The organism is Cohnella sp. OV330, from assembly GCF_900112065.1.
In the GTDB taxonomy this organism is placed as follows: domain Bacteria; phylum Bacillota; class Bacilli; order Paenibacillales; family Paenibacillaceae; genus Cohnella.
In genome coordinates, this window is the sequence record NZ_FOKE01000013.1 from 123,277 (window position 1) to 137,474 (window position 14,198).

Annotated in this window: 9 protein-coding genes and 1 riboswitch; of the genes, 3 read left to right on the plus strand and 6 right to left on the minus strand. The window is 63.1% G+C overall.

All coding sequences use genetic code 11. The features are described 5' to 3' along the window. Window positions 1–138: 138 nt before the first annotated feature. The 4 genes from BM235_RS26280 to uxaC all read right to left on the minus strand — a co-directional run bounded on the left by BM235_RS26280 (window position 139) and on the right by uxaC (window position 6,925). The gene (locus BM235_RS26280) at window positions 139–1,842 is read right to left on the minus strand and encodes a glycoside hydrolase family 3 protein (protein ID WP_090117216.1); all 1,704 of its coding nucleotides are present in this window, start codon (window positions 1,840–1,842) and stop codon (window positions 139–141) included. Window positions 1,843–2,250: 408 nt separating this feature from the next. Further along, window positions 2,251–3,918 carry a UxaA family hydrolase gene (locus tag BM235_RS26285; RefSeq protein WP_255374610.1) on the minus strand — a complete coding sequence of 556 codons (1,668 nt, stop codon included), beginning with the start codon at window positions 3,916–3,918 and terminating at the stop codon, window positions 2,251–2,253. Then, entirely contained in the window at window positions 3,915–5,474 is a 1,560-nt protein-coding gene (locus tag BM235_RS26290) for a tagaturonate reductase (protein WP_090117217.1), read from the minus strand. Before BM235_RS26290 ends, BM235_RS26285 begins: the two co-directional genes overlap by 4 nt. After that, window positions 5,471–6,925, minus strand: coding sequence for a glucuronate isomerase (uxaC, locus tag BM235_RS26295; RefSeq protein WP_090117218.1), 1,455 nt, complete (start codon window positions 6,923–6,925; stop codon window positions 5,471–5,473). The genes BM235_RS26290 and uxaC overlap by 4 nt, the downstream gene beginning before the upstream one ends. A gap of 166 nt (window positions 6,926–7,091) precedes the next feature. Between uxaC and BM235_RS26300 the strand changes: the two genes are divergently transcribed. Further along, window positions 7,092–7,976, plus strand: a complete 885-nt coding sequence (locus tag BM235_RS26300) for an AraC family transcriptional regulator (RefSeq protein ID WP_090117219.1) — start codon at window positions 7,092–7,094, stop codon at window positions 7,974–7,976. Window positions 7,977–8,067: 91 nt separating this feature from the next. Here BM235_RS26300 and BM235_RS26305 read toward each other — a convergent pair whose 3' ends face one another. Continuing rightward, window positions 8,068–9,357 (minus strand): Gfo/Idh/MocA family protein, encoded by a 1,290-nt coding sequence (locus BM235_RS26305; protein ID WP_090117220.1) that lies wholly within the window; start codon window positions 9,355–9,357, stop codon window positions 8,068–8,070. A 129-nt stretch (window positions 9,358–9,486) separates the two neighbouring features. Here BM235_RS26305 and BM235_RS26310 point away from each other — a divergent pair, with 129 nt between their 5' ends. Both BM235_RS26310 and BM235_RS26315 read left to right on the plus strand, forming a co-directional pair. Then, window positions 9,487–10,350 (plus strand): AraC family transcriptional regulator, encoded by an 864-nt coding sequence (locus BM235_RS26310; protein ID WP_090117221.1) that lies wholly within the window; start codon window positions 9,487–9,489, stop codon window positions 10,348–10,350. A 246-nt stretch (window positions 10,351–10,596) separates the two neighbouring features. Then, window positions 10,597–11,469 carry an Rpn family recombination-promoting nuclease/putative transposase gene (locus tag BM235_RS26315; protein WP_158543792.1) on the plus strand — a complete coding sequence of 291 codons (873 nt, stop codon included), beginning with the start codon at window positions 10,597–10,599 and terminating at the stop codon, window positions 11,467–11,469. A 69-nt stretch (window positions 11,470–11,538) separates the two neighbouring features. On the opposite strand, the gene BM235_RS26320 is transcribed toward BM235_RS26315, so the two are convergent. Continuing rightward, on the minus strand, window positions 11,539–13,629 hold the full coding sequence (locus tag BM235_RS26320; RefSeq protein WP_090117223.1) for an S-layer homology domain-containing protein: 2,091 nt from the start codon (window positions 13,627–13,629) through the stop codon (window positions 11,539–11,541). 191 nt (window positions 13,630–13,820) lie between these two features. Continuing rightward, window positions 13,821–14,011, minus strand: a riboswitch (cobalamin riboswitch). Window positions 14,012–14,198: the final 187 nt, after the last annotated feature.

The following is a 14,198-nucleotide window of genomic DNA, read 5'->3' on the forward strand; positions in this document are numbered from 1 at the left end:
GGAATTCCCGGGGGTGTTGGGTGCAGCGCTGGCCAAATGTGTCCTATGTAGGAATTCCTGGGCGCGCTGGGCGCAACGCAATCGACTGACATGCAAAACGGGACGAAGCAACCGATCTGCTTCATCCCGTTTTTCTAGTTAAAGATTGTCGACCGGCGCTACGCCTGCGAACGGAATCTCGCCGAACAAGGCGCGCACGAACGCTTCGTGGGACGCCGGCACGTTGCTGTAGGCATTGATGGCGACCGGCGCCATGTCGAAGTAGTCGGCGATGAGGTACGGCGAGCCGAATGAAGCCACGACCGACTTGTCCCTGCCGGCCGTCAAGGCGCTCCAGCAAGCGGAGGCTTCTTCGGCGCTGAAGGCGAGCGGCCCCATCGGATGATGGTGGCGCAGGATCGGCGCATAGACGATCAAGTCGACCCCAGGCTCGCGCGCGATCAGATCCTCGTACCAGACGTTGCGGATGAGCTCCGTCTCGATGCCGCGCCGCTCGAACGCTTCCTTGAGCGTGATCAGGTCGTCGTAATCGGCGGTCGACGGGCTGATGCCGACGATGAGCGCTTTGCGCACCGCGCCGGACGCCAGCGGCAGCAGGCCCTCCTCGTCGCGGACGAGCGTCAGGCCGCCCTCGGCCACGCTTTGCGCCGTGCGCTCCGCGAAAGCGGCAATCTCTGCCTGGCTCGCGGGCAAAGCCGTCGCCTTCACCTCGTAGGCAGGCTCGCTCGCTGCGGAAGCTTCGCTGCGCGCCGCGCTCTCGGACGCCTCATCGCCCGCGGCCAGCACGCCGAAGCGCCGCTTCATCTGCAGCACGCGTTCCACCGCATCGTCCAGCCGCTCCATCGTCAGCGCCCCCGTCTCGAGCGCTTTTTCCGCCTCCTCGAAGTATGTGAGCTCCGGCCACAGCAGCATGTCCGTGCCCGCGTTCAGCGTGTGCAGGTACGCTTCGTTGCGCTCGTACCATTTCAGATAGCCGCCCATGATGAGCGCGTCGCTGACGATGGCGCCCTTGAATCCCATCTGCCGCTTAAGCAGTCGGTCGCTCAGCTCCGCCGACAGCGTCGCGGGCAAGTATCGGCCCCCAAGTGCGGTCTGCGACTGGAACGCGGGCAGCGAGATATGACCCGTCATGATGGACGCGAGCCCGTCGTCGACGAGCGCCTGGAACACCGCGCCGTGCTGCGCGAGCCACTCTTCGCGGGACAGCGAGTTGGTCGTCGTCGTCATATGCTGGTCTCGGTAGTCGACGCCGTCGCCCGGGAAGTGCTTGGCAGTCGCGGCCAGCCCGTGATCCTGCATGCCCCGCACGACCGCCTTCAGCAGCGGGATCGCCCAGGAAGGCTTGTCGGAGATCGCCCGGATGGCCGTGATCGGATTGAAGCGGTTGACGTTCAGGTCCGCCACCGGCGAGAACGTCCAGTTCACGCCCGCGAGGCCCGCCTCGAGCGCCGTCGCCTTGCCGTAATCGTACGCGAGCTGCTCGCTGCGCGTCGCGCCCAACGCCATCGGGAACGGCAATTTCGTGAGGCCGGGAATCATGCTGCCGCAGCCGTTTTCCAAGTCCGATGCGAAAATGAGCGGGATGCGCGTCGCCGCCCGGTACTGCTCGGTCGCTTCCTTCACCTGCTCGAAACCGTTGCTCGTCATGACGTCCTTGATGATCTCCGCGCCGACGAAAAAGCCGCCCACAGGATAACGCTCCAAAAAGGCCTCCAGGCTGCCGTGCTTCTCGATCTCCTGCGACCGGCTGGACAGCAGGACGACGGTCTGGCCGATTTTCTCCCTGACGGACAAGTCCGCGAGCTTGACGCCGCGAAGCTTATGATTGTTGTTCGTATGCATATAGTTCTCCCCTTCCAATTGCGTTCATCGACCAGTATGGGGTCTTGAACAGGGGCGCGCCTACTGTAAATTATCCATTTTGTTGCCTTCCGGACTGTCCATTTTTAACTTTACTGTACGGAGGCGGACAGGAAGAAAAAAGAAGCGCTCCTGCGTCATAAAAATGACCGAAGGGCGCTCCTCGTCTATGTGCTTTGCCGACAATGCGGACTATGGATTCGCTATTTTCGCGATATTGGATCGTTTAGCGAAGATTGCGGACCGTGAGTCCGCTATTTCGGCTGAAAGAGGGACACGCCTGCTGCTTCATCGCGAATAGCGGATCCTGAGTCCGGAATATCGGCAGCATGCGCGTTATGGGGACAAATAGCGGATCCACGGTCCGACCGGGCGGGAAAATGGGCTATATTACAGGATGACCCCGTCCTTGAAAATGGCGATCTCGCGGAATCCGTTCCGCTCGTTGTTCGTCTGCGTCTCGCCGGAAACCAGGCCGACGATCTGCGCGAGCAGTTCGTCCCGCAGCGCGTCCATGCCCATGCCTTCGATCAGGCGGCCCGCGTTGAAGTCGATCCAGTTTTTCTTGCGATCCGCGAGCTGGGAGTTGGTAGCGATCTTCACGGTCGGCACCGGTCCGCCGAACGGCGTGCCGCGCCCGGTCGTGAACAGGACGACGTGCGCGCCCGCGGCGGACAGGGCGGTGACCGAGACGAGATCGTTGCCCGGCGCCTGCACGAGATTGAGTCCCGGCTTGCGCGAAGGCTCGCCGTAGGCCAGCACGTCGGTGACCGTCGCATGGCCGCCCTTTTGCGTGCAGCCGAGCGACTTCTCCTCGAGCGTCGTGATGCCGCCGTCTTTGTTGCCCGGCGACGGATTCTCGTAAATCTCCTGGCCGTGGCGGATGAAGTAGTCCTTGAAGTCGTTGACCAGCTTCACGATGTCCCCGAACACGGCCTCGTCGGCCGCCCGCTCCATCAGGATCGTCTCCGAGCCGAACATCTCCGGCACCTCGGTCAGCAGCGCCGTGCCGCCGACCGACGTGATGGCGTCGGCCACGCGGCCGACCAGCGGGTTGGCGGTGATGCCGGAGAAACCGTCGGACCCGCCGCATTTGAGCCCGATGCGCAGCTTGGACAGCGGCACCTCCGTCCGGACGAAGCGCTCCGCATAATCGACCAACTCGCCGATCAGCGACAGCCCTTCCTCCAGCTCGTCTTCGACCTCCTGCGACTTCATGAACTTCACGCGCTCGGGGTTATAATCGCCGATGACCTTCTTGAACGCGTCGACCTGGTTGTTCTCGCAGCCGAGCCCGACGACGAGCACGCCGGCGGCGTTGCCGTGGCGCACGAGCGCGGCCAGCAGCTTCTGCGTGGCGGTCAGGTCGTCGCCGAGCTGGGAGCAGCCGTACGGGTGCGGGAAGTGGAACACGCCGTCGATGCCGCGCCCCTCGAACTGCCGCGACGCCAAGCGGGCGAGCGTCTCGCACGTCTTGTTGATGCAGCCGACGGTGTTCACGATCCAGATCTCGTTGCGGATGCCGACCTCGCCGTCGTCGCGTACGTAGCCCTTGAAGGTGGACTGTCCGCCGGGAAAAGACGCCGTCGATGCCGCCTCCGCGCCGGACTCGGCGGGTTGCGGCTTATAGGTATAATCGAGCACCGCGCCGAGGCCGGTCTTGAGATTATGCGTATGCACCCAGTCGCCGACCGCGATGTCTTCCTTCGCGATGCCGATCGAATAGCCGAACTTGTTCACGTGCTGTCCCGCCGCGACCGGCTTGATCAGCAGCTTGTGCCCGCGCGGCACGTCCCGCAGCGCGCGCGCCGCGCCCTCGCCTCCCGCGCCGTCGGACCAGTCCACCGTCTCGCCGGCGCCGATGTCGCGCAGCGCGATGGCCACCTGGTCGCGCAGATTCAGCACGATGGTGTCGTTCGCCGCGGCAGCCGCAACCGCCGCTTCTGCGGATCCGACAACCGCCGTGCCGGCTGCTATGGCGCCGTCGACAACCGATCCGGCTGCCGCCGTGACGTCCATTCCGGCCGGCGTCGGCTGCCCCTTATCCCTCTCGCTCATGATCCGCTCGCCTCCATTTTCGTCAGCGCGCCGGTCAGCGCCGCGCGCAGCCCTTTGATCTCGCCCAGGTCCCTTCCCCACCAGCTAACGCGGCCGAGGATGTCCGCGACGAGACCTTCCAACGTCAGCTCTCCCCGGTCCAGCCGTGCCCACAGCGCGGCCAGCTCCGTCAGCGTAGCCGCATCGTCCCGCAGCGCGACCGGCCTGCCGTCCAGCCGGCTGCCCGCGAACCCGCCGTCCCCCGTCTCCCGCGCGCGGTACAAGCGCAGCAACGAGGCGAACGCCTCCACGATTCGCGGCGGCAGTCCGCCGGTCCTCTCCGCGTAAGCCTCAAGCGTCGGCAGCAGCCGCACCTTGAACTTGGACAGGCTGTTCAGCGCGATGTCGGCCAGCTTGTGCCGGACGTGCGGGTTCGCGAAGCGCTCCAGCACCTCGCCGGCGTAGCGGCGCATGTCATCCTCAGGCAGCGGCACCGACGGCACGATCTCGTTGATGATCGCGTCGCGGATCAGCTCGCCGTAAACGGGGTGACCTACCGCCTCGCCGACCGTCTCCAGCCCGTTCAACAGCCCAACGCTCGCCATCAGCGTGTGCGCGCCGTTCAGGATGCGCACCTTGCGAAGCTGGTACGGCCGAAGATCGTCCGTCCACAGCACGTTCAGCCCGGCGCGCGCCAGCGGCAGCCTCGCGTCCAGCGCGGCTTCGCCCTCGATCGCCCACAGATGATACGGCTCCGCCGCGTTCAGCAGCCGGTCCTCGGTTCCCTGCGCCGCGAAGACGCGCCCGGCCTCCTCGGCCGGGTAACCGGTCACGATCCGGTCGACGAGATTGTTGAGGAAGCGGTTGTGCGCGCGGATCCAGGACTTGAACGCCTCCGGCAGTCCCCAGTCCTCCGCATGCCGCAGCACGATGTCCCGCAGCTTGTCGCCGTTATTCTCAACCAGCTCGCACGGCAAGAGCAGCAATCCCTTCGCGGAATCGCCGCCGAACGTCTCGAACCGCCGGTGCAGCAGCGCCGTCAGCTTGCCCGGATACGACAGGATCGGCCGCTCCGGCTGCCATTCGGACGCCTGGTAAGCAAGGCCCGCCTCCGTCGTGTTGGAGACGACGACTTCAAGCTCCGGCAGATCCCCCAGCGCCAGGAATCGATCCCACTGCGCGTAAGGATCGACCGTCACAGCGAACACCGACACCAGGTCAAGCTCGTCGACCGGACGGCCGTCCTGCAGACCGCGAATCCACTGATAATACAAGCCGTCCTGCTCCCGCAGCTCGGCCAGCTTGGCCGCGCCCGAAGGACGAGGCTGGCAGACGGCTACGCCGCCTTCGAACAGCCCCTGCCGGTTGCAGCGGTCGATCATCCAGTCCGCGAACCCACGCAAAAAGTTGCCTTCGCCGATCTGCAGCACCTTGACCGGATACGCCTTCATCCGGTCGTAACGCGCCGCCGCTTCTCCGTCCAGCGTCGCCCGGCTCAGACGGGGCAGCGCCGTCCCCTCCTCTGCAGCCGCTACGTTCGCTTGGTTTGCGCGCTCCGCGCCCGCGCCCCCGCTCATACGCCGCTCGCCGTCCGCGCGATCTCGATGCGGGCGGAGTCGGCGCCGAAGCGGAAGTAGGCTTCCGCGTTGCGATAGCAGACGCCCTCGACGATCTCGCCCAGCAGCTCCGTATCGGCGGGCACGAGGCCCGACTCGACCCAGTCTCCGAGCAGATTGCACAGGATGCGGCGGAAATACTCATGCCTAGGGTATGAAAGAAAGCTGCGCGAATCGGTCAGCATGCCGACGAACCGGCTCAGAAGCCCCATGTTCGCGAGCGACTTCATCTGGGCGAGCATGCCGTCGATCGTATCGTTGAACCACCAGGCGGAGCCGAGCTGGATTTTGCCCGGAATGCCGTCCCCTTGGAAGCTTCCGATGATCGAGGCCAACACGTCGTTGTCGCCGGCGTTCAGCGAATACAGGATCGTGCGCGGCAAACCGCCCAGCTTCTCGATCCCGTCGAGCAGCTTGACGAGCGGGCCCGCGAGCGCGCCCGCGTTGATCGAATCGAAGCCGGTATCCGGGCCGAGCCGCTCGAACATCGCCGTATTGTTGTTGCGATGCGCATGGATGTGCAGCTGCATCGTCCAGCCGCGCTCGGCGTATCGGCGCCCCAGGAACAGCAGCGTGAACGTCTTGTACTGTGCCTCCTCGTGAAGGGACACGGCTTCGCCGCGCAGCGCCTTCGCGTAGATCGCCGCGGCCTGCTCCTGCGTCGCGTCGGCATGCATGACGGTATCGATCGCATGGTCGGACAGCAGGCAGCCGGTATCGTGGAAAAATTGCACGCGCTCGCCCAGCGCCGCAAGCAGCAGGCCGTAGTCGGACAGCTCGTAGCCGCAAGCCTCGCGAAGACGCGCCAGCCAGGGGAGGAACGTCGCCCGGTTGATCTCGAGCGCCTTGTCCGGACGGAACGACGGGCGCACCTGGAAGCCGTGGCGGTCCTCTTCGATCAGCTTGCGATGGTACTCGAGCGAGTCCGCCGGATCGTCGGTCGTGCAGACGACGCGCACGTTCGAGCCGCGCACGAGATCCTGCGGGGCGAAGCCGCCGCCTTGGATTTTGGCGTTCGCCTTTTCCCAGATGACCGGCGCGTTCTTCTCGTTGATCAGCTCGTCGATGCCGAACAGCCGGCGCAGCTCGAGATGCGACCAGTGATACAGGGGGTTGCCGATCGTCATCGGCACCGTTTTCGCATAGGCCAAAAACCGGTCGTAGTCGGAGACGCCTTCGCCGCCCGTGACGTACTGCTCGGGAACGCCGTTCGCGCGCATCGCCCGCCACTTGTAATGGTCCCCGTACAGCCACACCTCGGTCAGGTTCGCGAACGGTTTATTGTCGTAGATCGCCTTCGGATCGAGATGGCAATGGTAGTCGATGATCGGCATCGGCGCGGCGAACCGCTCGTAAAGCATCGCGGCCGTGTCGGTATTCAACAGGAAGCGGTCGTCCATGAACGCTCTCACAGGTTATTCAACCTCCACATCGTAATATGCAATCGCTTTCTGTTCACAGATTATCGCAAAAAAGGTTGGAAGTCTCCGCGATTTTTGCTTATATTATAAAAAATCAACTTATTTTGTTCGGAAGCGGAAGATCGAACCCAGGTTGGCGCGGAAAGGAGCGGCGGGGATGTACGACGAGACGGACGCTTTGACCTACGGCGACGAAGAAGCGGACTTTTACTACCACCGCATACGCCGCACGCGACCCTTCGAGCGGACGAACCACTATCATCGCACGTACGAGATTTATTACCTCGTCTCGGGCGAGCGGCTCTATTTCATCAAAGAAGAGACGCACCATATCGCCGCCGGCTCGCTCGTATTCATCGACAAGCAGCAGGTGCACAAATCGTCGATGAAGGACTCGCACGCGCACGAGCGCGTCGTCATCAACTTCAGCGACGCCTTCCTCGGCATGGAGCGGCTGCCGCACTACGACGAGCTGTTCCGCGTATTCCGCGGCGGCTCGCGCGTATTCCGCCTGTCGCCCTACGAGCAGGCCGGCGTGCTCGCGCTGCTGAACCGGATGGGCGCCGAGATCGCGGGCCGCCAGCCGGGCTTCGAGACCGGGCTGCGCCTGCTCCTCGCGGAGCTGCTGCTGTTGGCTTCCCGGCTGCCGGATCCCGGCGGCGAGGGAGCGCAAGCTACGGCCCACCCGCTCCACAGCAAGATTGCGGACGTCGTCAGACATCTGAACGCCTATTATGCGGATGCCGTGACGCTGGCGGATCTGGCGGCCCGTTTCTTCTTGAGCCCCTCCCATTTGAGCCGGACATTCAAGGCCGTAACCGGCTTTACGCTCGTCGGCTATCTGAACCTGATCCGCGTCCGGGAGGCGCAGGCCTTGCTGCGCGAGACGAACCGCAAGATCATCGACGTCGCGGCCGCCTGCGGCTTCGAGAGCGTCACGCACTTCGAGCGCACGTTCAAAAAGACGGCCAAGCTGACGCCGATGCAGTACCGCAAGCTGCACGATCGGCCGACGGCTAAAACGCTAAACCACCCCTCATAGCAAGGGGTTCGTCCCGACGTCCCGCCAAACTGCGAAGGCGCCTCCCCGTCCGTCCGGAGAGGCGCCTGTCGATCATGCGACCCAGTCTTTTTTAATAAAACTTCACGAGCTCGTCGACCTTGACCGCCTGGCCGGTTCGAATCGACTTATTGGCCGCGATGCCCGTCAAAATCGAGCGCGCGCCGTCGACGTGGTTCGCCGCTCGATGGAACTCGTCCTCCACCGGTACGCCGAAGATGTCGTTCAGCAGCACCGGATCGCCGCCTCCGTGTCCGCCCTCGCCCATCTCGAATTCGGCCTTGTACGGCTCGCCGAACATCGGGAAGACGAGAATCGTGACGCCCTGCACCGCGCCCTCGAGCGCCTTGTCCCCGCCCGAATTGACGTACGACTGCTCGACGATCTTCATCTCGATGCGACCCTTCGTGCCGTTAAACGCGATCTGGTAGCCCTCCCAAGGCAGGTAGGCGTTCAGCGAATAAGTGAGCTGCGCTTTGTTCTTGTACTTCACGAGCACGCTCATCGTGTCCTCGATCGAGATGCCGTCGCCGAACACGCTCTGGTCGCGCCGGTAGCCGTCCTCCGGCTCCGCGTCGAGGTACATCGCCTTCAGATGCGGATTGTCGTCGAGCGGCAGGGCGAACGGATCGCCGGCGGCGTTCGGATTGCCCGTCGCGCGCTCGTAGAACTTGGTGACGCCGCGCTTCTCCGCGTTTTCCCGGCCGTAGAAGAGTAGATCGCCCATCGCGAACACGGTATCCGGCTGCGAGCCGATCCAGAAGTTCACCAGGTCGAAGTGGTGCGTCGACTTGTGCACGAGCAGGCCGCCGCTGTTGCGCTTGTCCCGGTGCCAGCGGCGGAAGTAGTCCGCGCCGTGCTGCGTATTCAGCAGCCATTCGAAGTGGATGGACGTGACGTCGCCGATGACGCCGCTCGCGATCAGCTCGCGCGCCTTCGTGTGATGCGGCGCGTAGCGGTAGTTGAACGTCACGCGTACGCTTCTTCCCGTCCGTTCGACCGCGTCCAGAATTTCCTGGCACTTCTCCTCGTCGACCGTCATCGGCTTTTCCGTGATGACGTCGCAGCCGAGCTCCAGCGCGCGGATAATGTACGTATGGTGCGTCCGGTCCACGCTCGTCACGATGACGGCATCCGGCTTTTCGGTCTCGATCATCCGGTCGAACTCATTGCTTTTGTAGGTGCGCACCGCCGGGTAATCGTATTTTTCCTGCAGCAGCTTGTTCGCGTAGTCCATGCGGGTCTGGTTGATGTCGCAAAAGGCGAGCAGCTCGCTCGTCTCGCGATACGAATTGGCGATCGCCGAGTAGAAAAACTCTGCCCGTCCGCCTGCGCCTACCTGCACGTATGTTTTTTTTGCCATCGCTGCCATCTCTCCTCGTCTTAAACAATCTTATGAGGAAAATGTACCGCAAAATGTGCTTATTCGCTCCGCAATTTATGTTATTATTCTTGAAAACCCGCATTTTTTGTCCTCTTGGAGGCGATTGGCTTGAACTTGAACAGCACGCTTCGCTACGGAGACCCGCACGACCCTTTTTACGCAGAATACAATCGGCGGAAGGGCCACTATTCGATGGCCGGCGATCATATGCACGGTCAGCACGAGCTTTATTACCTGTTCGGCGGCGAACGGTTCTACTTCATTAAAGACCGCGCGTATCAGGTTCAGCCCGGCGATCTCGTGATCGTGCCTGGCGACGAGGTGCACAAGACAAGCGATACCGGCGTGCCCAACCACGAGCGCATCGTGCTCTACTATGACGAGCGGTACTTCGCGCAATTCGGCGAGGCGGAGGCCGAGCTGCTGCGCTCGCCGTTCCGCGGGACGCGCCGCCTGCTGCGGCTGGGCGCGCCCGAACGACTGCGTGTCGAACAGCTGCTGTACGGCATGCTTCGCGAGATCCAGGATCGCCCGCCCGGCAGCGATCTGCCCATCCGTCATGCGGCCGCGGAGCTGCTGTTGTTCGCGGCCCGGCACGCGCTCGGCGCGGAAGCCGAAGCCGCAGATGAGGCGCCGTCGCCTACCGCGGCCAAGATGACCGAGGTCGCGCAGCATATCGCCGCGAATTTTCGTGAGCCGATATCGCTGGACAAGCTGAGCAGCCGCTTCTACTTGAGCCCCAGCTACCTGAGCCGAACCTTCAAGCGGTGCACCGGCTTCGGCATTGCCGAATACGTCGGCATCACGCGGGTCAAAGAGGCGCAGCGGCTGCTCCGGGAGACGGACGCGCGGATCACCGAGGTGTCCGAGGAAGCCGGATTCGATAACTTTTCGCATTTCGAAAAGGTATTCAAGGCCTTTACCCGCATGACGCCCAGAAGCTATAGGGCCCAGTTCAGGCGTCCGGGCTAAACACGCAGGCTATCTTTCTGCATGACAGCTGGAGTCGGAGGAAGCCGCCCGGCAGCCCGCTCTTCCTTGACAGCAAAGGCAGCTTAAGCGAAGATGGTTTATATCGTTTCAAGGCGCGAAGCACGCGCCCTGCGTCGATCCTGTGTTCTTCTTCAGGACGGCGAAGGGCGCGTTTTTTGCTTTTTTCCGGCGTGCGGCGCCGTTCGAAAAATCGCGCGATTATGATATACTGGAGGCAAAATAGCGTTGAAAAAGCGATTGAATCCGAAGAACGACTACCTGTTCAAGCGTCTGTTCGGCGAAGCCGACAGCAAGCCGCTGCTGATCGGGCTGCTTAACGCGGTCCTTCGCAGAGGCGAAAGGGACGCGATCGCGGACCTGGTCGTGCTGGACGGCAAGCTGCTCACCAAGCGCCTCGTCGAAGACAAAGAGGGCGTGCTCGATATCCGCTGCGAGACGGCGAACCGGGAGCAGATCAACGTGGAGATGCAGGTCGGACGCTATCGGCACATGGAAAAGCGAAGCCTGTTTTATATGGGCCGGCTCCTCGCGGATTCGATTCGCGAAGGCGAGGATTACGGCCAGCTCAAGAAAACGATCTGTATCAATATGCTGGATTTTTCTTTTCTTCCGCTGGAAGGCTTCCATCGCTCGTTTCACTTGTTCGAGGATACCGAACGGCAATTCAGACTGACGGACCTGATCGAGCTGCACTTTATCGAGTTCCCGAAGTTTCGCTCGGCACCGTACGCCGTGGCGGACCCGCTGCATCGTTGGCTGAGGTTTCTGGACGAACGCACGACCCACGAACAATTGGAGGAGCTGATCGCCATGGATCCGACGATTCGTACGGCCGAAGAACGGCTGAGTCATCTCAGCGAAGACGACATGACCCGCATGCTGTACGAGGCCAGGGAAAAGGCTAACCGGGATCGGATTAGCTTTTTGAAGGACGCGCGGGAGCAGGGGTTGGAAGAAGGCAGGGAGTTGGGCATTGCGCAAGGCAAGGTTGCCGTCGCAATCAATTTGCTGAAGGCTGGAAACGGCATCTCCGTTGTAAGCAGCTTGGCGGAGCTTCCCGTGGAACAGGTACGGCGCCTAGCCGCACAACTGAAATAATAGGCAAACAGCAAATAGACGGCTCGGGCATTTAGCCCGAGCCGTCTATTTGTTGCGCTTATGTCGCTTTTACTTCGAGATCAATCCCTGCTTTAGCAGGTTCGACGCGATGACCGCCGCCATCTCGCGGGTCACCTTGGCCTTCGGATCGAACGCGGTGCCGGAGGTGCCCTTCAGCAGTCCCTTGTCGTAGACTGCGCGAACCGAAGCCAACGCATAGCCGGAGATCTGGCCTTGATCGGAAAATGAAGTCTTCGATCCCGTGCCGTCAAGCTTGAAGGCGCGGGCCAATACGACCGCCAGATCCTGGCGGGAGATCGCCTCGTTCGGCTTGAACGAAGTCGCCGTGACGCCGCCGATCAGTCCCTTGGACTTCGCGGTCATGACCGCATCGAAGTACCAGACGCCCGGCGCAACGTCGGCGAACGACTGCTTGGCGCCGGCGGCCGGCGTCTCGCCGAGCAGACGAAGGATCAGCGCGGCGAACTGAACGCGGGTCAGCTGCTGCTTCGGCGCGAATCTCAGCTCCGTCGTGCTTACGCCTTGGAGCCAGCCGGCCGCATATGCTTCGCTGACAGCGTCGCTAGCCCAGGTAGCGATGTCCGCAGCGTCGGCGAACGACTCGCCGCCTGCCTGACCTGCGCCAACGGCTACCGTGCCCGAATACTTAAGCACGAGCGGCGCGGCGCCTGCGCGGTATCCCGTCACGGTGTAAGCAAGCTCTCCTGCGGACAGCCCTTTGAAGGTTGCCGTGCCGTTCGCGTCCGTCGTCGCCGTTTGGCCGCCGATCGCGACCTGCACGCCTGCCGCCGGTCCCGTCACTTCCTTAAAGCTGCTGTCGTAATAGGTGTATTGCACGTTCACTGCCGTAGCGCCGCCCGCCGCGGCTTTTGCCGTGACGGACTTTACGAGGCCGCTGTCCGAGCCGGACAGATACAGGTACAGCTCGTCTCCCGCCTGCAGGCGGAATTTCTCAAGCGAGGCGTCGATCGGCGCATAGGCGCCGCCGCGCTTGACCGCGTACAGCCAGTAGACGCTCTGGTCGCCCTTGGCGTCGCCGATCGCGGACAGGAACTTGCCGTATTGCGGATCGTCCGTATAGCCGAGCTTCAGCTTGTTGCGGTCCGCGATCTCGACGAGAGCGTCCCACGCATATACCGCCTGCGTAGCGCTCAGCGCGGCAAGCGGACCGTTCAGTCCTTCGATGGCGACGCCCGTCGCGACCCACTGGCTGGCAGCGTTGACGTACACCGAACGGTGCGATGTGCCGAACAGCCCGTACGCGGCCAACGCGCGCAGCGCCTGCTCGGTGGCGAACGCCTTGTCCGACGCGGCGTCGGACAGCTGGTGCTTGAAGCCGCCGTCCGTATTTTTGAACGCCAGCAGGCGCTGGACCAGGTTCGATCCGTCCTTGGCGAACTTCGCGTCCGCCGGATCGATGCCGTAGGCGGCGAGGCCGACGATCGTCTGCGCGATCGCCTCGCTGTTGTCGCCCCCGAGATTGGCGGCCAGCCAAGCGACGGCCTTGTCCGCCGCGGCTGCAACCTCGGGGCGGTCCTTGTACTTGCCCAGGGCGCTGAGCGCCATGCCGTACAGATCCGGTACCGTGGAGCCGTCGATGCCGGAGACGATGGCCGCGATCAGATTGCCGCGCGTCCACGCGGTGCCGGCAGGCAGCTCGTAGTTGCCCGAATCGAGCGCGAGCAGCACGAAAATGTCGGCATACACGTTGGCGAAGGACGGATAGCTCGCCAGCTTCGCGATCAAGTCGTGGCCGCCGATGCTGCGGGCGTCCAAGCCGACCGCGTTCGCGACCAGCGCGAAGCGCGCCAGCGCCGTCGGATCCGGCGAAGCCTTCGCCCACTCGGTCTCTACGCCGGCAGCCAGCTTCGCTGCATAATCGGCAGGTACCGCTTGTCCCGCGCGCGCGAAGCTGAAGGCCAGCCAGTCCGAAGAGACCCCGCCGTTCGCGTTGACGTAGCCGATCGCGGCTTGAATGTCCGCCTGCACGTTGACGGAAGCGGCCGCGGCGACCGTCGTGGCGCTGGCGCCCTCCGCGTAGCTCTTGCCCGCAGGCAGCGCAGCCGACAGCCCGGCGACCGCGAGCGATACCGACAGCGCAAGCGATGCCAGCGATTTGAAACGTTTGAAGCCCAACATGAGTCATACCCCTTTTCCCGAAAAAAATGATGAGTCCTCTTGACCCGCGCCGCTCGTCCGTACCGCATTAAAAAACCACTCCGCAAGGGAGTGGTTCAAGATCGCAGCATGACGCCGCGCCACAGGTCGCGTCCGCCGGAGGGCGGCTTAGCTGGCACAGCCGGTCCCGCCGCTCACTCCGCGAAGCGGGCGGGATACAGTCGTATCGAGGCAGGTCTCCTGGCTCTGCTTCATCGCGACTCCGACGCCTTCCCATTCGGCTGAACAGTGGCATCGCTCGGAGCGCTCGGCATATACAGTGGCGGGACCGCGCCGGACTCTCACCGGACTTCCCTATTAAGCGGCATGGCAGCATGCGCGCGCCTGGTACGAGGATATGCAGTTATGCCCTAATGATAGCGGGTCGTCCGACCTTTGTCTATGAAAAGGGTCGCACATCGTCGGAGAAATCCGCTTCAGTACGCAGCACCCGCCCGGAAATCCTATATGCCTGACTCGGAGCCTTGACTCGCGACCTCGTTGTAGCTATTATGGTTACAACGGATGCCGACGCATTCCCCATCTTCGCA

Excerpts from the sequence above, each read along its gene's own strand:
- BM235_RS26280 (WP_090117216.1), bottom strand. The coding sequence starts at position 1,842 with ATGCATACGAACAACAATCATAAGCTTCGCGGCGTCAAGCTCGCGGAC.
- BM235_RS26285 (WP_255374610.1), bottom strand. The coding sequence starts at position 3,918 with ATGAGCGAGAGGGATAAGGGGCAGCCGACGCCGGCCGGAATGGACGTC.
- BM235_RS26290 (WP_090117217.1), bottom strand. The coding sequence starts at position 5,474 with ATGAGCGGGGGCGCGGGCGCGGAGCGCGCAAACCAAGCGAACGTAGCG.
- BM235_RS26300 (WP_090117219.1), top strand. The coding sequence starts at position 7,092 with ATGTACGACGAGACGGACGCTTTGACCTACGGCGACGAAGAAGCGGAC.
- BM235_RS26305 (WP_090117220.1), bottom strand. The coding sequence starts at position 9,357 with ATGGCAAAAAAAACATACGTGCAGGTAGGCGCAGGCGGACGGGCAGAG.
- BM235_RS26320 (WP_090117223.1), bottom strand. The coding sequence starts at position 13,629 with ATGTTGGGCTTCAAACGTTTCAAATCGCTGGCATCGCTTGCGCTGTCG.